This is a genomic window from Frigoribacterium sp. VKM Ac-2859, from assembly GCF_013204925.1.
In the GTDB taxonomy this organism is placed as follows: Bacteria; Actinomycetota; Actinomycetes; order Actinomycetales; family Microbacteriaceae; genus Frigoribacterium.
On the sequence record NZ_JABMLC010000002.1, the window covers coordinates 348656 to 368398 of the forward strand.

Below are 19743 nucleotides of genomic sequence, written 5' to 3' on the forward strand. Positions count from 1 at the left end.
GCCCCTCCGCCGTGCTCTCGGCACGGCGGAGGGGCCCCTTCGACACCAGGAGGCGCGGGTCGACTACCGGCCGAACTCGAAGTTCGCGCCGGGGATCGCCTCGAGCAGTTCGCGGGTGTACTGCTGCGCCGGGTTCGCGAAGATGTCGTCCGTGGTGCCGGCCTCGACGACGCGACCCTTCTGCATGACGCTGACGTTGTCCGCGATGAGGCGGACGACGGCGAGGTCGTGCGTGATGAAGAGGTAGGTCAGCCCGAGTTCGGTCTGCAGGTCGGTGAGCAGGTCGAGGATCTGCCCCTGGACGAGGACGTCCAGTGCCGAGACCGCCTCGTCGAGGACGATGACGTCGGGCTTGAGGGCGAGCGCCCGAGCGACGGCGATGCGCTGGCGCTGACCACCGGAGAGCTCGTTCGGGTACCGGTTGACCGTCGACGCGGGCAGGGACACCTGGTCGAGCAACTCGCGGACGCGGGCTTGACGGCTGGCCCGGTCGCCGATGCCGTGCGTGACGAGCGGTTCGGCGATGGTGTTGCCCACGCTGTACATCGGGTCGAGCGAACCGTAGGGGTCCTGGAAGACCGGCTGGACGCGACGACGGAAGTCGAAGAGCTCGCGGCCCTTCAGCGCCCCGACGCTCTGGCCGCCGACCGCGACGGTGCCCGAGGTGATCGACTCGAGCTGGAGCACGAGCTTGGCCACGGTCGACTTGCCCGAACCGGACTCGCCCACGAGTGCCATCGTCGTGCCCCGCGGGATCGAGAAGGACACGTCGTCGACGGCCCGGAGTTCGGTCGTCTTGAAGCCGCCCTGGCGGATCTTGTAGACCTTGGACAGGTTCGTCACCGAGATGTACTCGGAGTCCTTCTTGCCGGCCTCTTCGCGCTGACGGGCGCGAGCGATGAGCTCGGCGTCGTCGGCGCCTTCGTCGGAGATCGCGAGCCCGTGGGAGTGCGTGGGTGCGATGCTCGACTGGATGCGCTGGCTGGCCAGCGAAGGAGCGGCGGCGACGAGTCGCTGCGTGTAGGGGTGCTGAGGATTGGCGAGGATCTCTTTGGACGGCCCCGACTCGACGACGCGACCCTTGTACATGACGACGAGCTTCTCGGCCCGTTCGGCGGCGAGGCCGAGGTCGTGCGTGATGAAGAGCACCGAGGTGCCGTAGTCGCGGGTCAGGGTCTCGAGGTGGTCGAGGATGCGGCGCTGGACGGTCACGTCGAGGGCCGAGGTGGGCTCGTCGGCGATCAGGAGCTTGGGCCGCGACGACAGGCCGATGCCGATCAGCACACGCTGGCGCATGCCGCCCGAGAACTGGTGGGGGAACTGCTTGAGGCGGTCGCCCGCGTCGTTGAGCCCAGCCTCCTTCAGGACGTCGATGGCTCGCTGGCGCACGGCCTGCTTGCCGGTCGCGACGCCGTTCGCCCGGATGGCCTCCTCGACCTGGAAGCCGATGCTCCAGACGGGGTTGAGGTTCGACATGGGGTCCTGCGGCACGTAGCCGATGTCGCGACCACGGATGGCCTGCATCTCGGACGCGCTGACCTTCGTGAGGTCCTTGCCCTCGAAGAGGATCTGGCCGCCGGTGACCTCTCCCGTGCCGGGCAGCAGGTCGATGATCGACGTGGCGGTCGTCGACTTGCCCGAGCCGGACTCGCCCACGATCGCGAGGCTCTCGCCCTGGCGGATCGTCAGGTCGACCCCGCGCACGGCGTCGACGTACCCGGCCTGCGTCTTGAAGCCGATCTTCAGGCCCTTGATCTCGAGCAGGGGCGTCGAGGACGACGCGGTGCCCGCCGTCTCGGGTCGGGTTGAGGTGTCGGTCATCGACGTGCCCTCGCCTTCGGGTCGAGGGCGTCGCGCACGACGTCGCCCATGAGGAGGAACGACAGCACCGTCACGGACAACGCCGCTGCGGGCCAGAAGAGGGGCATCGGCGCGACGCGGAGCGAGTTGCGTGCGGCGTTGATGTCGTTGCCCCAGGACATGGTGCTCGGCGGCAGCCCGATGCCGAGGAACGACAGCGTCGCCTCGGCCACGATGAACGTGCCGAGTGAGACGGTCGCCACGACGATGACCGGGGTGATGGCGTTCGGCACGACGTGTCGGACCAGGATGCGGAAGCGGGACACGCCGAGCGCCGCGGAGGCCGTGACGTAGTCGGCGGCCCGAGCGCTGAGGACCGAACCACGCATGACGCGCGCGATCTGGGGCCAGGCGAACACCGACAGCACGAGGGCCACGGTGAGGGGCGTCCTGGTCGGCAGGATGGACATCAACACGATGGCACCGAGGACGGTGGGGATCGCGAAGAAGATGTCGCCCAGGCGCGAGACGATCGCGTCGAGCCATCCGCCGTAGAACCCGGCGAGCGACCCGATGACGATGCCGACGATCGTGACGATGATCGTCGCCAGCAGTCCGACGGTCAACGAGGCACGGGTGCCCCAGACGATGCGGGCGAACACGTCGGTTCCCTGGAAGGTGAAACCGAGCAGGTGACCGGCCGACGGGCCCTCGTTGCTGCGGGGCAGGTCGGCGGCCGTCGGCGAGACGCTGGTGAACAGCCCGGGGAAGAGCGCCACCATGATGACGACGACGATGAGGAACGCCGCGATCCAGAACGTCGGGCGACGCTTCATGGCGTCCCACGCGTCGTTCCAGCTGCTGCGGGGCTTCTCGGACTCGTCGATCGCGTCGACGGCCTTGACGGGCGTCTCGTCGAGATCGGCGACGAAGTGGTCGGCGGACAACGCCGACGAGTCGTTACTTGGCATAGCGGATCCTCGGGTCGAGAAGGGCGTACAGCAGGTCGACGAGGAGGTTGGCGATCATGAAGATGATCACCATCACGGCGACGAACGAGACGACGGTGGGGCCCTCGCCGAGCGTGATCGCCCGGTAGACGGTTCCGCCGACGCCCTGGATGTTGAAGATTCCCTCGGTGACGATGGCACCGACCATCAGCGAACCGATGTCGACGCCGAGGTAGGTGACCACGGGGACGAGCGAGTTGCGCAGGATGTGCACCGTGACGACGCGGCCACGGGTGAGGCCCTTCGCCGACGCGGTGCGCACGAAGTCCGCGCTCGAGTTCTCGGACACGGAGGCGCGGGTCAGGCGGACGATGTACGCGAACGACACCGAGGCGAGCACGATGGCCGGCAGGACGAGTTCGTCCCAGGGCGCCTGCGAGCTGACCGTCGTGCGGAACAGGCCGAGCTGGATGCCGAAGACGTACTGCAGCAGGAAGCCGATGACGAACGTCGGCACCGAGATGAGCAGCAGGCTGACGACGAGGGCGCTCGTGTCGAAGAGCTTGCCCTTGCGGAGCCCGGCGATCAGGCCCACGACGATGCCGGCGACGGCCTCGAAGAGCAGGGCGAGCATCGCGAGCCGGAACGTGATCGGGAACGCGCGGATCAGCTCGTCGACCACGGGACGCCCGGAGAAGGTCGTGCCGAGGTCGCCGGTGAACAGGCCGCCGATGTACAGCAGGTACTGCACGATGAACGGTTGGTCGAGGTTGTACTCGGCGCGGATGGCCTCGATGACGGCCGGCGACGGGGTCTTGTCGCCGAACAGCGCCGCCACGGGGTCACCGGGCAGCGCGAAGACCATGAAGTAGATGAGGAACGTCGCCCCGAAGAAGACGGGGATCAGTTGGAGGAGCCGGCGTCCGGTGTACCAGAGCATCAGGCTTCCTCGGACGTCTGCGCGTGCATCGTTATCGCAATCGTGTGGAGGGAGAGGTGGGTGGGCCCGCCGAAGGGGTCCGAACAGTGCGAACACTGCCCGGACCCCGTCGAGCGTCGGTCGAGCGCGTGAGCGACGACCTTACTTGGTTACTTGGTGATGTTCTCGTAGATCGGCACGGAGTCCCAGCCGTACTCGACGTTGCTCACCGTGTCGGCCCAGACGCCGTTGACGTTCGCGTACCACAGCGGGATGATCGGCAGGTCCTTGAGCAGGACCTCCTGGGCCTTCTGGTACGAGGCGTTCGCGTCGTCCACGTCGCTCGCGGCGCTGCCCTCGGCGAGCAGGTCGTCGAACTCGGGGTTCGAGTACTTGCCGTCGTTCGAGCTGCCGTTGGTGGCCATCGTCGGGTACAGGAAGTTGTACAGCGACGGGTAGTCGGCCTGCCAACCCGAACGGAAGGCGCCGGTCATGGCACCACCCGAGGCGTCGGTGCGGAACTCGGCGAAGGTCGGGTAGGGCTTGCCCTCGGCCTTGATGCCCAGCGTCTTCGAGATGTTCGCGGTGACCGCGTCCACCCACTCCTGGTGTCCACCGTCGGAGTTGTAGCCGATGGTGAACGTGGTGTCGCCGTAGGGCGAGATCGCGTCGGCCTGGTCCCAGAGGTCCTTGGCCTTGTCGGCGTCGAACGAGAGGACGCTCTCACCCTCGAGCTCGTCGGTGTAACCGGGGATGACGGGCGAGGTGAAGTCCTTGGCCGGCGTCCGCGTGCCCTGGAAGATGACCTTCGTGACGTCGTCGCGGTTGATGGACATCGAGATGGCCTGACGACGCAGGTCGCCCTCTTCGTCGTCACCGAAGTGAGCGAGGTACTGCGGGATCGTCATGCCCTGGAAGACCGCGGCGGGCTGGTTGACGTTCGTGTCGGGGAAGTCGCTCTGGTACGTCTGGAACGCCGCCGGGCCGATCTGGTCGAGCACGTCGAGGTTGCCACCCTGCACGTCGGCGTAGGCCGAGTCGAGCGAGGTGTAGAAGTTGATGTCGAGCCCGCCGTTCTTCGGCTTGCGGTTGCCGTCGTAGTCGGGGTTCGTCTTGAGCTTGATGCCCTGGTTGTGCGTCCAGGCGCCTTCACCGTCGAGCATGTACGGGCCGTTGCCGACCGGGTTCTCGCCGAACGCGGCGGGGTCGGCGTAGAACGACTCGGGCAGCGGCGAGTAGGCCGAGTAGCCGAGGCGCAGCGGGAAGTCGGCCTCGGGGGTGTTGAGCGTCACCGTGAACTCGGTCGGGCTCTCGACGGTGAGGTCGAGGTCGCTCTGCTCGGTGTCGCTGTAGCCCTTGAAGTTCTCGAAGAACGAGCTGCCGGACGAGTTCGCGACGTTGTCGAAGCTCGCCGCCCAGTTCCAGGCCTTCGTGAACGACTCGCTCGTGACGTCGGTGCCGTCGGTGAACTTCCAGCCGTCCTTGAGCGTGACCGTCCACACGGTGGCGTCGTCGCTCTCGATGCTGTCGGCCACCTCGTTCTTGGTGGTGCCGTCGGCGTTGTAGCTGACGAGACCGGCGAAGATCGAGGTGACGATGCGGCCACCACCGGTCTCGGTCGTGTTCGACGGGACGAGCGGGTTCTCGGGCTCGGTGCCGTTCGTCTTGATGATCGCGGTAGCGTCACCGGACGACGTGTCGTCGTCCCCGCTGCCGCTGGCGCAACCGGTGAGGACGAGTGCTGCCGTCCCCACGACGGCGACGGCCGACAGGCCCATGCGCGTCTTCTTCAATGTTCCTCCTGATGCGGGAAAGGACGCAGCACTGTGCCCAGGGGCCGTGCCGCGTTGGATGGTGTGAGCCTAGGCACCCCGTTCGGGCATCACCAAACCCCGACGTCAACGGTTACACGACGGAAACCAACTCGCCGGATCGTTGCGTCGGCACCCGGTTCGTTGCGCGTGGGGCCTGAAGTTCGCATGAATCGGCTGCGAGAAATCCGCCACCTGGCAGGTATTGTTCTCCGCCACGGCAGGAGGCGCGGGTCGGCCCACCCACGCCGGTCCCGTACGATCGCCCCCGTGAGCCGCCCCCAGGACCCCGCCTCCGCCGTGACACCACGCGATGCCCTCGCACCGCGCCCGGCCCCGATGACCCGAGCGCGCCTCCGGGTCGAGATCGCGATCGTCCTCGGCCTCTCACTCGGCGCGTCGGCCGTGTACTCGGTGCTCGCGATCGTGAACCGGCTCACCCAGCAGACCGCCCTCTCGCAGCAGACCGCCACGCTGAACTCACCACTGAGCAGTCGGGAGTTCTTCGACCTCGCCTACCAGGTGCTCGGCGTCGCGGTGGACCTCGTGCCGGTGTTGCTCGTGGCTTTCCTGTTGTGGCGCGAGGAACGACCCCACCTGGGACGTCTCGGCGTCGACTTCTCGCGTGCCGGACGGGACACCCTCGGCGGCGTCGGGCTGGCCCTCGCCATCGGCATCCCCGGCATCGGCCTCTACCTCGTGGGCAAGGCGCTCGACCTGACGGTCACCGTCGTGCCGACGAACCTCGGCGAGCACTGGTGGACCGTCCCCGTGCTGCTGCTGTCGGCGTTGCGGGCGGGGGTGACCGAGGAGGTGATCGTCGTCGCGTACCTCTTCGCGCGCCTCCGCGACCTCGGTTGGCGCACGTGGTCGATCATCGTGACGGCGGCCCTGCTCCGCGGCAGCTACCACCTCTACCAGGGGTTCGGCGCCTTCGTCGGCAACGTGGTCATGGGCGTCGCCTTCGGCTGGCTCTACGTACGGTTCGGCCGGGTGCTGCCGCTCGTCGTCGCGCACGTCCTGATGGACGCGGCCGTCTTCGTGGGCTACCCGTGGGCCGCCACGACCTTCCCCACCCTCTTCGGGCTGCCGTCCTGACGCACCGGGACGGAACGCCGGGGACGCTCGCGGGCGGAACTGGGTCTTGACACTCGTTCGGGGGGCGAGTCTGATGGACCCACGGGTCGGAGCACCCCGAGCTAGCCACACAGCGTGAGCTGTCCCCCGGGCGTCGATCGGGACGGTCGCCGCTACGTGAACGCCCTCCGCGACACTCGGCGGCCGACGCCCGAGGGACCCAGAGGGAACCGCCAGCACTCGACGGGATCGGGTGCTGGCGGTTTCCCGTCCGAGGCGCGGTCGGCGCCCGACGCGATCTAGGCGAACGCCTCGGCCGGCGGGCAGTTGCAGAACAGGTTGCGGTCACCGTAGGCCTGGTCGATGCGACGCACCGGCGGCCAGTACTTGCCGCGCACGAGCGAGCGGACCGGGTACACGGCCTCTTCGCGGCCGTACTCGGCGGTCCACTCGCCCACGACGACCGACTCGGCCGTGTGGGGCGCACCGCGCAACGGGCTCGACTCGGCGGTGTACCGACCAGCCGCCACGGCGTCGGCTTCGCCCTTGATCGCGATCATCGCGTCGACGAAGCGGTCGATCTCGGCCAGGTCCTCGCTCTCGGTCGGCTCGACCATGAGGGTTCCCGCGACGGGGAACGACATGGTCGGGGCGTGGAAGCCGTAGTCGATGAGGCGCTTGGCCACGTCGTCGACGGTGACCCCGGTCGCGTCGCGCAACGGCCGCAGGTCGAGGATGCACTCGTGCGCGACGAGGCCGTTCTCGCCCGCGTACAGCACGGGGAAGTGCTCGCGGAGGCGGGCGGCGACGTAGTTGGCCGCCAGGACGGCCGCCCCGGTCGCCCGGGTGAGGCCCTCGGTGCCCATCATGCGCACGTAGGCCCAGCTGATCGGCAGGATGCTCGGCGACCCGTACGGAGCACTCGAGACGGGCACGCCGGCGTGGGCGAGACGGTCCCCCTCGGCCGCGGGGGCCGAACCCGTGCGACGGTCGGCCTGCTGGGCCATCGGGTGACCGGGCAGGAAGGGCGCGAGGTGGGCCTTGGCCGCGACCGGACCCACGCCCGGACCGCCCCCACCGTGCGGGATGCAGAAGGTCTTGTGCAGGTTGAGGTGCGAGACGTCGCCGCCGAAGTCACCGAAGCGCGCCACCCCGAGCAGGGCGTTGAGGTTCGCCCCGTCGACGTAGACCTGGCCTCCGGCCGCGTGCACGGCGTCGGTGAGGGCGACGATGTCGTGCTCGTACACGCCGTGCGTCGACGGGTAGGTGATCATGAGCGCCGCGAGCTGGGCCGTGTGCTGCTCGACCTTGGCGCGCAGGTCGTCGAGGTCGACGTTGCCGCCCTCGTCACAGGCCACCACGACGACGCGCATGCCCGCGAGCACCGCGCTGGCCGCGTTCGTGCCGTGCGCGCTCTGCGGGATCAGGCACACCGTCCGCTCGCCGTCGCCGTTCGACAGGTGGTAACCGCGGATCGCGAGGAGACCCGCGAGTTCGCCCTGGCTGCCGGCGTTGGGCTGCAGCGAGACCGTGTCGTAGCCCGTGACCTCGGCCAGCCATCCCTCGAGCTGACCGATCAGGTCGAGGTACCCCGCCACGTCGTCGGCCGGGGCGAACGGATGCACGCCGGCGAACTCGGGCCAGGTGACCGCGGCCATCTCGGTCGCCGCGTTGAGCTTCATCGTGCAGCTGCCGAGCGGGATCATCCCGCGGTCGAGCGCGTAGTCCTTGTCGGCCAGGTGCTTGAGGTAGCGCATCATGCTGGTCTCGCTGCGGTGGGTGCGGAAGACCGGGTGCGTGAGGTAGTCGCTCGTCCGCAGCAGCGCCTCCTGCAGGCCCGAGGGTGCGGCATCGTCGAGCAGGTCGACACCGAGCACCTCGGCGACGACCCGGACGTCGTCCCGCGTCGTGGTCTCGTCGAACGAGAGGCGGACGCAGTCGTCGTCGACGGCGTGCAGCAGGTAGCCCCGAGCGTGTGCCGCGGCGACGATCTCGGCCGCCCGACCCGGGACGAAGACCTGGAGGGTGTCGAAGAACGAGTCCCGCTCGAGCTCGAGCTCGCTCGCCCCGATTGCGGCCGCCAGGTCGGAGGCGTGGCCGTGCACGCGCGTCGCGATGTGCCGCAGCCCCCAGGGGCCGTGGTAGACCGCGTACATCGACGCCATCACGGCGAGCAGCACCTGTGCGGTGCAGATGTTCGACGTGGCCTTCTCGCGACGGATGTGCTGCTCGCGGGTCTGCAGGCTGAGGCGGTAGGCGGGCTGCCCGACGGCGTCCTGCGAGACCCCGACCAGGCGCCCGGGCAGCTGACGCTCGAGCCCCGTGCGGACGGCCATGTAGCCCGCGTGCGGACCGCCGAAGCCCATCGGCACGCCGAAGCGCTGGCTGGTGCCCACGGCGACGTCGGCCCCGAACTCGCCGGGTGCCTCGATCAGCGTGAGCGCGAGCAGGTCGGCGGCGACGACGGCCAGACCGCCCTGGGCGTGGGCCGCCTCGACGACGGCGCGCGGGCTCCAGACGGACCCGGACGCCGCGGGGTACTGGACGAAGAGGCCGAACGACTCGGGCAGCTCGGCGGGGTCGAGCACCGAGAGGTCGAGCTCGACGAGTTCGATCCCGACGGCCTCGGCGCGGCCGGCGAGCAGGGCCTTGGTCTGCGGGAAGGTGTCGCTGTCGACGACGAAGACGTCGGTCTTCGCCTTGGACGCACGGCGGGCCAGCAGCATGCCCTCGACGACGGCCGTGCCCTCGTCGAGCATCGACGCGTTGGCGGTCGAGAGCCCGGTCAGCTCGGCCACCATCGTCTGGAAGTTGATGAGGGCCTCGAGTCGACCCTGCGAGATCTCGGGCTGGTACGGCGTGTAGGCGGTGTACCAGCTGGGGTTCTCGAGCACGTTGCGCTGGATGACGGCCGGGGTGACGGTGTCGTAGTACCCGAGACCGAGGAGGCTGCGCGAGACGCGGTTGCGCCCCGCGAGCGCCCGCAGCTCGGCGAGCGCCTCTTCTTCGCCGATCGGCTCGGGCAGCACGCTGCCCTCGACGGGTGCGGCGTGGATCGCGTCGGGCACGGCGGCCGCGACGAGCGACTCGACGCTGTCGTGCCCGACAGCGGCGAGCATGGTCGCCTGGTCGTCCGGGGTGGTGCCGACGTGGCGGTCGACGAAGCCGGTGGCGACCTGGTCGGACCAGCCGCCGAAGACGGACCCGCCCGTCTGCTCGGCGCTCATTCGGCGGTCAGCGCGACGTACTCGTCGCGCGAGAGCAGGCCCTGGCCGTCGGTCGACGACAGGGTGATCTTGATGAGCCAGCCGTCGCCGAACGGGTCGCTGTTGACGAGGTCGGGGCTGTCGACGACGGCCTGGTTGGCCTCGAGGACCGTGCCGAGCGCGGGGGCGAACAGCTCGCCGACCGACTTGGTCGACTCGATCTCGCCGACGACCGTGCCGGTCTCGACCTCGGTGCCCTCGGCGGGCAGGTCGACGTAGACGACGTCGCCCAGCTTGTCGGCGGCGTAGTCGGTGATGCCCACGGTGGCGGTGTCGCCGTCGATCAGGAGCCACTCGTGCTCGGCGGTGTACTTCAGTGCGGTGAGATCGGTCATGGCCGGTCCTTTCGAGGGAGGGGGTGCCTAGGAGCGCTTGTAGAAGGGCAGCGGGACGACGGTGGCGGCGACGGCGGTGCCGCGGACGTCGACGGCCAGGGCGGGACCGCGGTCGACGACGTCGGGGTCGACGTAGGCCATGGCCACCGGGTGGCCGAGGGTGGGCGACAGCGCGCCGCTCGTGACCTCGCCGACGACGGTGCCGTCGTCGGTGACGACCGGGTAGCCCGCCCGGGCGGCCCGGCGCCCCGTGAGCGTCAGTCCGACGAGGACGCGGGCACCGGCGGCGGGCTCGACGTTCGAGCGCCCGACGAAGTCCTTCGAGGTGTCGACGACCCGGCCGAGCCCCGCCTGGTCGGGGCGGACGTCGAGGCCGAGTTCATGGCCGTAGAGCGGCATGCCGGCCTCGAGACGGAGCGTGTCGCGACTGGCCAGCCCCGCGGGGACGATCCCCCGGGGTCCGCCGGCCTCGGCGATCGCGGCCCACAGCGACGGGGCGGTCTCGGGGTCGACGTAGAGCTCGAAGCCGTCCTCGCCGGTGTACCCGGTGCGCGCGATCAGCACGGGGGCGTCGTCGAAGGTGGCCTGCAGCACGCGGTAGTACCGCAGCGTGGACAGCGGGGCGTCGGGCTGGAGGCGGTCGGCCGTGACGAGTTCGTCGAGCACGCCCTCGCTCTCGGGCCCCTGGACCGCGATCAGCGCGGTGTCGTCGCTCTCGTCGTCCACGGTGACGTCGAACCCGGAGGCGCGGGTCGCCAACGCCGCGAACGCCGCCTCGCGGTTGCCCGCGTTGGCCACGACCAGGAAGTCGTGCTCGTCGAGGCGGTAGACGACCAGGTCGTCGACGATCCCGCCCTCGGCGGCGAGCAGGAGCGAGTACTTCGCCCGCCCGACGGCGATGGTCGAGAGGGTGCCGGCCAGGGCATGGTCGAGGAAGGCGCCGGCGTCGGGCCCCACCACGGCGATCTCGGCCATGTGCGAGAGGTCGAAGAGCCCCGCGGCGGTGCGGACGGCGTGGTGCTCGGCGAGGTCGGAGTCGTAACGGACCGGCATCTGCCAGCCCGCGAAGTCGGTGAAGACGGCGCCGGCGGCGACGTGGACCTCGTGCAACGGGCTGTAGCGCTCGTCGGGCTCGTCGGTACCGGTCAGGTCGTGGGCGTCGCCCGGCCCGGTGGCGATGCCCTCGGTGCCGTCGTCGGAGAGGACGACGTCGCCGTCGAGCACGGCGGACGCCTCGGCACCGCCGAGGTCGTCGTCGTCGGGCCCGGGGGCGGCGGGAAGGTTCGAGGCTGCGTCGGACATCGTGCTCCTGAGAGGGACGGACCGGCCGCCAGGTGTCTCGGCCGGGAACGGTGTCGTGCGGATGGGGCACGACGGGGCAGCCCCGTCCGGCGATCCGCCGGTCGGGGCTCCCCCTCTGTCATGGGCCTGAGAGCTTCACCGGCCGAGGCCGGTTTTCACCGTGGGCGAGGACCGGCGAGGGGGTCTGTCGACCGCCTCGCGCCTCCTGCTTTTCAGAGTGGCCAGTCCGTCGCGGTACGCGTACCTGAGAGATTGGCGGGGAGCTTGCTCCTTCGGTGCCCGGTCGGCGCAGTCTCTGCGCACCGGGGCTCTCCCGCGACGTGTTCGTGGCCCGATGTTCGATTGTGGCGCCAGCCTAGCGTCGTCGTGTGACACGCAGGTTTCGGGATCTCACGCGATCCGGGCCACCCGGACGACGACGGACGCCCCGACCGGGTTCGGTCGGGGCGTCGTGGGGTCGTGCGGGTGCGTCAGACGGCGCGGGAGGGCTGCCCGGGCTCGGGCGAACCGGCCGCCTCGTGCTCGGCGACGAGCTTGCGCACGTCGTCCGCCAGTTGGGCGACGCCCTCGGGCAGCATCTCGAAGCCCTCGCGGTTGCCCGGGTTGACGACGAGGCCGGTCTCGGCCGGGATGGCCTGGACGAGTTCGGCCGCCGGGAGGGTCGCCGAGAACTCGGCGACGCCCTTGACCTGCTCGCCGATCATGTCGACGTGGGTGAAGGCGGCCAGCATGGGCACGCCCTCGCGGTCGAAGAGCACGGGCTGCAGGTCGTTCAGCGACTCCTGCGCGTCGGTGGCCGTGGCGACGACGACCTGGGCGTTGACGAACTCGGCGAGCACGCTGTTCATGTCGCCCTCACCCGCCTGGCCCTTGCTGATGGCCTGTTCGAGTGCGGTCTTTTCGCGGTTGTCCGTGTCGGTCATCCGACCAGCCTGCCGGGCGAACCTCCGTGTCGGCTCAGCGTCGCGCGTGGTGGGCGGCCCGGCCACTCGCTACCCTGTGCAACACCCCGCCGTGTCGCACCCACCTCGAGGAGCCCTCGTGCCCCGCAGCCTCCGCCCGTCCCACCGAACCGCCCCGGCCCTCGCCGTCACGGGCCTGGCCCTCGTGCTGCTCGTGTCCGGGTGCGCCGGGAGCGCCGGGGGCGCGCCGGCCTCGTCCCCGGGCCCGACGGCCGCGGCGTCACTGACACCCACGCCGACGGCCTCGGACGACGCGACGGCCCTGCCCGACGCCACCGCGCTCCCGACGACCGAGCCGCCCGCCCCCGCCACGGCCCAGGCCCAGGAGGCGCCCCCCGCCTGGCACGCGTGCGTCACGGCGATCGGTCAGCAGTACCCCGACCTGCCGTACCTCGGCGACGTGTGGGCCTACGAGGCCGACGACGTCCGCGACAGCGCCACGGGCGCCGTGGCCACCGTCACGATGGGCCACCTCGCCGACGGCCGCCCCGCGACGGAGTGGACCTGCCAGATCTCGGGCACCCCCGACGCCCCGGTCGTCGACTCCGTCGCCCCGGCCGACGTCTGAGCCCGGTCACGGACCACCCCGCCGGGGGCCGACCGCCTCACCGGGCGACGGCGACGACGACCGTGCCGTCGATCTCGTCGTCGCGCACGACCCGGGCCCGCAGGCCCGCGGCGACCAGCGCCTCCTGCGTGTCGGGAGCCTGACGCTCGCTCGTCTCGAGGACGAGGGTGCCGCCCGGTGCCAGCCACTCGCCGACCTCGGCGGCGATCCGTCGGTGGAGGTCGAGCCCGTCGGCCCCGCCGTCGAGGGCGAGCGACGACTCGTGGAGGCGCGCCTCGGGCGGCAGGGACGAGATCGCCCCGGTCGGCACGTAGGGCGCATTCGCCGCGATCACCCGGAACCGGCCGCGCAGCGACGGGGGCAGCCCGTCGAACAGGTCTCCCCGGACGACGGTCCCCCTCCCGTCGAGGTTGCGACGGGCGCAGTGCACGGCGGCCGGGTCGAGGTCGGTGGCCCAGAGGTCGAGACCGGGGTGCTCGGCGGCGAGCACGGTCGCGACTGCGGCGGCGCCGCAGCAGAGCTCGAGCACGGTGGGGGAACGGGTCGCCGGACCGCAGCCCTCGTCCACGGGTGCCGCATCGTCCACGAGCGCCGCGGAGGCCTGCCCCAGGACCAGCTCGGTCCGGCGGCGGGGCACGAAGACGCCCGGCTCGACGACGATCCGCCGCCCCGCGAACTCCGCCCAGCCGAGGATCTGCTCGAGCGGTCGTCCGGCGACGCGGTCGGCGACCATCGACTCGAGCGCGTCAGCGTCAGCGTCAGCGTCAGCGTCAGCGTCAGCGTCAGCGTCAGCGTCAGCGTCAGCGTCAGCGTCGGCCTCGGTTCCGGCGTCGGCGTCGGGCCGGGTTCCGGCGTCGGCGGCGGCCACCAGCAGGCGCGCCTCGTCCTCGGCGAAGACGCAGCCCGCGGCTCGGAGGCGACGCGCGACGATCAGCTCGCGGTCGGCCTCCGGGATCGTCACGCGCCCACGCTAGACCGACGCGTAGGCTGACGAGACCCGACGGCACGAGGGAGAACATGAAGCCGCTGACCGAGACCGACATCCGCGAGTCGTTCGTCAACGCCCTGCCGGGCGACCTCGACCGCCTGCCGATCCCCGGACTGCACGAGATGCTCTGGGAGGAACGCGAGTTCCTCGGCTGGCGCGACCCGCAGGCCCACCACCGCGGCTACATCGTCCACTGGATGGACGGCCGACCCGTCGGACTCGTCGTCCGGTCGTCGAGCAGTTCGCTGCGCCCCGGCATCGCCGCCATGTGCTCGCTCTGCCACTCACCCCAGCCGGCCACGCAGGTACGCCTCTTCACCGCCCCCAAGGCCGGCGAGGCCGGGCTCAACGGCAACACGCTCGGCACGTACATCTGTGAAGACCTCGCCTGCTCGCTGCTGATCCGGGTCGCTCCCCCGCACCTCAACCCGCCCGAGCAGATCGCCCGCCGCTCGGCCGGCCTCGCCGAGCGGGTGCAGGGCTTCACGGCCAACGTCATGAAGACCGCCTGACGCGCGGCCGTCCCGCCGACCGCACCGCGCCTCCCGTCGTTCCCCACCCGGCTCCCCCACCCCATCCCCACCGAAAGGCACCGTCGTGTCCGTCGTCAAGATCAACGCCATCCACGTCCCCGAGGGCTCCGGCTCCGAGCTCGAGAAGCGCTTCGCCGCCCGCAAGCACTCGGTCGACGGGGCGGAGGGGTTCGAGGGGTTCCAGCTGCTGCGTCCCGTCAAGGGCGAGGACCGCTACTTCGTCGTGACGACCTGGCGCAGCGAAGAGGACTTCGCGGCCTGGTCGGCCGACGGCGCCAAGGCCGCCCACGCCCGCCCCGCCGCATCCGGCGACGCCCCGCGCGGGCCGGTCGCGACGGGTGCCGACCTGCTCGAGTTCGAGGTCGTCGAGCTCTGACCGGGACGGTCGCGCCGGGGCGTCCGGCCGGCGTCGGCACGGCTCGTTCGACGTCGAGCGACCGGGGGCGAGGATGACAGCGATCTCCAGGCTTCGCGCGTAGTCTCCTGCCCAATCGCCGACCCGCTCGGGGCCCGGCGTGAGAGGTCGCGATCGTCATGAAGAAGTCCACCCGCTGGGCCACCGCCACCGCCGCCGCCGTCCCCGTGGCCGTCATCGCTGCGAGCATCGTGGTCCCCGCCGTCTCGGCCACGGCCGACGTCGACCTGCCCGACAAGACGCCGCAGCAGGTGCTGGCCCTCGCCGCCTCGAGCTCGGGCGCGTCCTACTCGGGCACGGTCGAGCAGACCTCCGACCTCGGGCTGCCCGACGTGTCGGCCCAGGCCACGGGCGGCGGATCGTCGTCCGACGCCGCCGGTGCCCTCGAACTTCTGAGCGGCAGCCACACGGCCAAGGTCTACGCCGACGGCGCCACGAAGCAGCGAGTCCAGGTGATCGACCAGCTCGCCGAGCGCGACGTCATCCGTGACGGGTCGAGCGTGTGGGCCTACGACTCGAAGACGAAGGAAGCGACGCACGCGACTCTGCCCGACCAGGGGAGCACCCCGACGCCGAGCGCCCTCCCCGACGGCACCGCCGTGCCGCAGACGCCTGCCGAACTGGCCGACCTCGTCCTGTCGTCGGTCGAGCCCACGACGACCGTCACGGCCGACTCCGACGTGCGGGTGGCCGGACGCGACGCGTACCAGGTGGTCCTGACCCCGAAGGACTCCTCGACGCTCGTCGCGAGCGCGACCCTCACCGTCGACGCCGAGACCGGCGTCCCGCTCAAGGTGGTCGTCGCCGCGAAGGGGCAGAGCGATCCGGCGCTGTCGGCCGGCTTCACCTCGGTCGACTTCGGCGCCCCCGCGGCGTCCGTCTTCGCGTTCACTCCCCCGGCGGACGCGACCGTGACCGACGTGACCGTGCCGACCGGCGCCTCCGGACGGTCGCACGGTGACGCGGCGCACGCCGAGAAGACCGTCATCGGCTCCGGCTGGAGCACGATCGTCGGGGTCACACCGGCTGCCGGGTCGAACGACGGCACCTCGTCGATCGATGCCGACGCCCAGGGCCTGCTCGACCAGCTGACCACGAAGGTCGACGGCGGCCGGGTGCTCGAGACCTCGCTGGTGTCCGTCCTGCTGACCGACGACGGTCGGGTGTTCGCCGGGGCGGTCGACGCCTCGACCCTGCAGGCCGCCGTGGCCGGGCAGTGACCTCCGGCCGGTGAGCCTCGACACCCCCGCCGCCCGGGCGCCCGCCGTCGGCGACGCACCCCGAGGGGCGTTCGCCGTCGAGACGACGGGCCTGACGAAGCAGTTCGGACGCCAGCGCGCCGTCGACGGAGTCGACCTCGCGGTGCCGCACGGCAGCGTCTACGGGTTCCTCGGTCCGAACGGCTCGGGCAAGACCAGCACGATCCGCATGCTTCTGGGGCTCACCTCGGCGTCGAGCGGCGACATCAGGGTGCTCGGCGGGTCGATGCCCGACGACCTGCGCCGCGTCCTCCCCCGCGTCGGCGCCCTGGTCGAAGGCCCGGCGTTCTACCCGTTCCTGTCGGGCCGGGCGAACCTGCACCGCCTCGACTCGGGCGACCGCTCGGCCCCGGCCTCGACGCGACGCGCCCGGGTCGACGCCGCCCTCGACCGCGTCGGCCTCGGTCACGCGGCGTCGAAGAAGGCCCACGCCTACTCGCTCGGCATGAAGCAGCGCCTCGGCATCGCGAACGCCCTGCTGATGCCGCGGGACCTGCTGGTGCTCGACGAGCCCAGCAACGGCCTCGACCCGCAGGGCACGCGCGAGGTCCGCACCCTCATCCGTTCCCTGGCCGACGAGGGCACGACCGTCTTCGTCTCGAGCCACCTGCTCAGCGAGGTCGAGCAGATGTGCACGCACATCGGCGTGATGAGCGCCGGGCGGCTGCTGACCCAGGGCACGCTCGACGACCTGCGCGCGCTCGGCACGCACCGGGTCCGCCTGCTCACGCCCGATCCGGACGCCGCCCGCGACGTGCTCGTCCGCCTGGGGCTCTCCCCGGAGGCGCGGGCACGGCCCGACGCGACGCCCGCGACCGCGGGTGGCGCGGTCGGCGTCGAGGCGGAGCTCGCGGTCGACGGGCTCTCACCCGAGTCGATCGTCGCGGCCCTCGTCGCCGCGGACGTGCGCGTCCGCGGGTTCGAGGTGGCCGGCGCCAGCCTCGAGGACCGGTTCGTCGACCTGACCGGGGAGGGCTTCGATGTCGCCGGCTGAGTCCGCGGGCGCGCGTCCCGACGCCGCCCCCACCGTCGACCGCCCCCGGAGCGCGCTGGGCCTCGGCCTGCTGGGCAGCGAGCTGGCGGTGCTCTTCCGCCGCGTCCGCACGATCGCGCTGCTCGCCGCGCTGGCCCTCATCCCGGTGCTGCTCGCGGTCGCCGTGCGCGTCACGTCGTCCGACGGCGGCGGCGGTCGCGGGCCCGCCTTCCTCGGCGACATCACCCAGAACGGCCTCTTCGTCTCGCTCACCGCCCTCACGGTGGCGATCCCGCTCTTCCTCCCGCTGACCGTCGGCGTCGTCGCCGGCGACACGATCGCGGGCGAGGCGAGCCTCGGCACCCTGCGGTACCTGCTGGTGACGCCGGTGGGCCGGGTGCGCCTCCTGCTCGTCAAGTTCGCGGCGGCCGCGGCGTTCTGCCTCGCCGCCACGCTCGTGGTGGTCGTGTTCGGGGCGATCGCCGGGGCCGCGCTGTTCCCGGTCGGGCCGGTCACCCTGCTCTCCGGGCAGACGATCGGCCTGGGCGAGTACGCCCTGAGGCTGCTGCTGATGGCGCTCTACGTCACGATGTCGTTGCTCGGCCTGAGCGCCATCGGCCTGTTCGCCTCGACGCTGACGAGCGTGCCCGTCGGGGCCATGGCGGCCACGATCGTGCTCTCGACCGTCGCCCAGATCGTCGATGCGCTGCCGCAACTGGACGTCCTGGACCCCTGGCTGTTCACGCACCACTGGCTGGGATTCGCCGACCTCATGCGCGACCCGGTCTCGTGGGACTCGTTCGGCGCCAACGCCCTGCTGCAGGCCGGCTACGTCGTGGTCTTCGGTGCCCTGGCACTCGGCCGGTTCACCACGAAGGACGTCCTGAGCTGAGCCGTCGGCGCGCCCGTGTCGGCGGTCGCGGTTACCGTGGATCGGTGCTTTCCCGTACCCGCCGATCCCGCGTCCCCTCCCGCCCCGTCCGCCTGACCGTGGCGGCGTCGCTCGCCACCGTGGCCCTGCTCGCCGCGACCGGCTGCACGTCCACGTCGACCGACGACGCCGACGGGCGCACGGCCCTCGTCACCCACCAGCAGGAGGCGCGGGTCACGGTCGTCGGCGGCGCCACCGCCCCCGACAGGGCCGTCGAGGCCAGCCGGGCGCTCTTCGCCTCCAGTCCGGTCGCGGTCGTCGCAGCGGACGGGGACGCGGCGGGCCAGGCGGAGGCGGCCGACGAGGCGGAGCGACTGGGCGTGCCCCTGCTGCTCGCCCCGGCGGGGGCGCCGACGGCGTCGCCGTCCGCCGGCCCGTCGAGCGACAGCCCCACGACCGGGCCGTCCGTCCTGGCGGCCGAGCTCGACCGGCTCGGCGTCGAGACCGTGCTGGCGGTCGGCGACGTGGGCGCGATCGACGGGGCGGGCGTCGAGATCGCGAGCCGCGCCTCCTCGGTCGACGTGCCCGACCCGGCGACGCCCCTGGACGACGTCCTCGCCGTCGTGGCCGGAGCCGAGGACGTCGCGGCCATGGCCACCGCCCGGGCCGCGGGGGCCGAGGTCCAGGCCCTGCCCGAGGGGGTCGTCGACCTTCAGGCCTCCGGTGAGGCGATCGACGCGCTGCACGCCTCGACGACGACCGACACCGTCCTGATCGGCTCGTCCTTCTCGACCGTGCGCGACGCCGCGTGGTCGGTCGCGGCGGCCCGGTCCGGGGCACAGCTGCCCGGCGGCGGCCAACGGTTCTTCCCGGACCGGCGGTTCGTGGCGCTCTACGGCGCGCCCGGCACCGGGGCGCTCGGCGTCCTCGGCGAGCAGGACGTCGCCGCGACCGTGCAGCGTGCCGCCGACGTCGCGGCGAGCTACGACGCGGCGAGCGACCGTCCCGTGGTGCCGATGCTCGAGGTCATCGCGACGGTCGCCGCCGGTGCCGCCGGGGACGACGGCGACTACTCGAACGAGCTGTCGGTCGAGAGCATCGAGCCCTACGTGGACGCGGCCGTCGCCGCGGGGCAGTACGTGGTGATCGACCTGCAGCCGGGTCGGGCGGACTTCCTCAGCCAGGCGAAGCGCTACGAGTCGCTGCTGTCGCGGCCGAACGTCGGCTTGGCCCTCGACCCCGAATGGCGCCTCGAGGCCGACCAGGTGCCGTTGCGCCAGATCGGCGGGGTCGAGGCGGGCGAGGTGAACGCCGTGTCGACCTGGCTGGCCGACCTCGTCGCGTCGAAGGGTCTGCCGCCGAAGATGTTCGTGCTGCACCAGTTCCGACTCGACATGCTGCGCGACCGGGCGTCGATCGACACGTCGCGGCCCGAGCTGGCCACGCTGATCCACGCCGACGGTCAGGGCTCGCAGCCCGACAAGCAGGCCACCTGGCGCGCGCTGCACGACGGCGCTCCGGCCGGGGTCGCCTGGGGCTGGAAGAACTTCTACGACGAGGACGTGCCCGTGCTGAGCCCCGAGCAGACGATGGCCGACGTGTCGCCGACGCCCGACCTCGTGACCTACCAGTAGCGCGCCACCCGGGTCGCCCCGGCGACCCGTGCGGACGATTCACCGGCAGGTGGACGAAGATGAGGAGTCCGAAACCGACC

Annotated in this window: 17 protein-coding genes and 2 riboswitches; of the genes, 8 read left to right on the plus strand and 9 right to left on the minus strand. The window is 71.6% G+C overall.

The window, feature by feature from the left end; all coding sequences use genetic code 11:
• Positions 1-63: 63 nt before the first annotated feature.
• From HQQ78_RS09515 to HQQ78_RS09530, 4 genes are all read right to left on the minus strand, one after another.
• Positions 64-1821, minus strand: coding sequence for an ABC transporter ATP-binding protein (locus HQQ78_RS09515; RefSeq protein WP_123571558.1), 1758 nt, complete (start codon positions 1819-1821; stop codon positions 64-66).
• Complete coding sequence (locus HQQ78_RS09520) at positions 1818-2771, minus strand: ABC transporter permease (RefSeq protein ID WP_056048708.1); 954 nt, start codon at positions 2769-2771, stop codon at positions 1818-1820. The genes HQQ78_RS09515 and HQQ78_RS09520 overlap by 4 nt, the downstream gene beginning before the upstream one ends.
• Entirely contained in the window at positions 2761-3690 is a 930-nt protein-coding gene (locus HQQ78_RS09525) for an ABC transporter permease (RefSeq protein WP_043595472.1), read from the minus strand. Before HQQ78_RS09525 ends, HQQ78_RS09520 begins: the two co-directional genes overlap by 11 nt.
• Positions 3691-3839: 149 nt before the next feature.
• Positions 3840-5462 (minus strand): ABC transporter substrate-binding protein, encoded by a 1623-nt coding sequence (locus tag HQQ78_RS09530; RefSeq protein WP_173152759.1) that lies wholly within the window; start codon positions 5460-5462, stop codon positions 3840-3842.
• Between the two features lie 357 nt (positions 5463-5819).
• Between HQQ78_RS09530 and HQQ78_RS09535 the strand changes: the two genes are divergently transcribed.
• Positions 5820-6578, plus strand: coding sequence for a CPBP family intramembrane glutamic endopeptidase (locus tag HQQ78_RS09535; RefSeq protein WP_173154765.1), 759 nt, complete (start codon positions 5820-5822; stop codon positions 6576-6578).
• 278 nt (positions 6579-6856) lie between these two features.
• Here the strand turns inward: HQQ78_RS09535 and gcvP are convergent, their stop codons facing one another.
• The 4 genes from gcvP to HQQ78_RS09555 all read right to left on the minus strand — a co-directional run bounded on the left by gcvP (position 6857) and on the right by HQQ78_RS09555 (position 12383).
• On the minus strand, positions 6857-9676 hold the full coding sequence (gcvP, locus tag HQQ78_RS09540) for an aminomethyl-transferring glycine dehydrogenase (RefSeq protein WP_254065261.1): 2820 nt from the start codon (positions 9674-9676) through the stop codon (positions 6857-6859).
• A gap of 104 nt (positions 9677-9780) precedes the next feature.
• On the minus strand, positions 9781-10158 hold the full coding sequence (gene gcvH, locus HQQ78_RS09545) for a glycine cleavage system protein GcvH (RefSeq protein ID WP_056048718.1): 378 nt from the start codon (positions 10156-10158) through the stop codon (positions 9781-9783).
• A gap of 27 nt (positions 10159-10185) precedes the next feature.
• Entirely contained in the window at positions 10186-11307 is a 1122-nt protein-coding gene (gene gcvT / locus HQQ78_RS09550; protein ID WP_216844374.1) for a glycine cleavage system aminomethyltransferase GcvT, read from the minus strand.
• Positions 11308-11568: 261 nt separating this feature from the next.
• Positions 11569-11681, minus strand: a riboswitch (glycine riboswitch).
• Between the two features lies 1 nt (position 11682).
• Positions 11683-11786: riboswitch (glycine riboswitch) on the minus strand.
• Between the two features lie 144 nt (positions 11787-11930).
• Positions 11931-12383 (minus strand): SseB family protein, encoded by a 453-nt coding sequence (locus HQQ78_RS09555; RefSeq protein ID WP_054144917.1) that lies wholly within the window; start codon positions 12381-12383, stop codon positions 11931-11933.
• 118 nt (positions 12384-12501) lie between these two features.
• On the opposite strand from HQQ78_RS09555, the gene HQQ78_RS09560 reads away from it, so the two are divergent.
• The gene (locus HQQ78_RS09560) at positions 12502-12990 is read left to right on the plus strand and encodes a hypothetical protein (protein WP_173152768.1); all 489 of its coding nucleotides are present in this window, start codon (positions 12502-12504) and stop codon (positions 12988-12990) included.
• A 37-nt stretch (positions 12991-13027) separates the two neighbouring features.
• Here HQQ78_RS09560 and HQQ78_RS09565 read toward each other — a convergent pair whose 3' ends face one another.
• On the minus strand, positions 13028-13951 hold the full coding sequence (locus tag HQQ78_RS09565) for a putative protein N(5)-glutamine methyltransferase (protein ID WP_371740477.1): 924 nt from the start codon (positions 13949-13951) through the stop codon (positions 13028-13030).
• Between the two features lie 56 nt (positions 13952-14007).
• On the opposite strand from HQQ78_RS09565, the gene HQQ78_RS09570 reads away from it, so the two are divergent.
• From HQQ78_RS09570 to HQQ78_RS09595, 6 genes are all read left to right on the plus strand, one after another.
• Positions 14008-14490 (plus strand): FBP domain-containing protein, encoded by a 483-nt coding sequence (locus tag HQQ78_RS09570; protein WP_056048726.1) that lies wholly within the window; start codon positions 14008-14010, stop codon positions 14488-14490.
• 85 nt (positions 14491-14575) lie between these two features.
• Positions 14576-14887, plus strand: a complete 312-nt coding sequence (locus HQQ78_RS09575; protein WP_056048729.1) for an antibiotic biosynthesis monooxygenase — start codon at positions 14576-14578, stop codon at positions 14885-14887.
• 158 nt (positions 14888-15045) lie between these two features.
• On the plus strand, positions 15046-16146 hold the full coding sequence (locus HQQ78_RS09580) for a sigma-E factor regulatory protein RseB domain-containing protein (RefSeq protein WP_173152770.1): 1101 nt from the start codon (positions 15046-15048) through the stop codon (positions 16144-16146).
• 10 nt (positions 16147-16156) lie between these two features.
• Positions 16157-17179, plus strand: a complete 1023-nt coding sequence (locus HQQ78_RS09585; protein ID WP_173152773.1) for an ATP-binding cassette domain-containing protein — start codon at positions 16157-16159, stop codon at positions 17177-17179.
• Positions 17166-18050: an ABC transporter permease gene (locus tag HQQ78_RS09590; protein ID WP_173152776.1), complete on the plus strand. Its 885-nt coding sequence runs from the start codon at positions 17166-17168 to the stop codon at positions 18048-18050. The genes HQQ78_RS09585 and HQQ78_RS09590 overlap by 14 nt, the downstream gene beginning before the upstream one ends.
• A 44-nt stretch (positions 18051-18094) precedes the next feature.
• A complete protein-coding gene (locus tag HQQ78_RS09595) occupies positions 18095-19663 on the plus strand; it encodes a hypothetical protein (protein ID WP_173152779.1) in 1569 nt (522 codons plus the stop codon).
• Positions 19664-19743 lie beyond the last annotated feature (80 nt).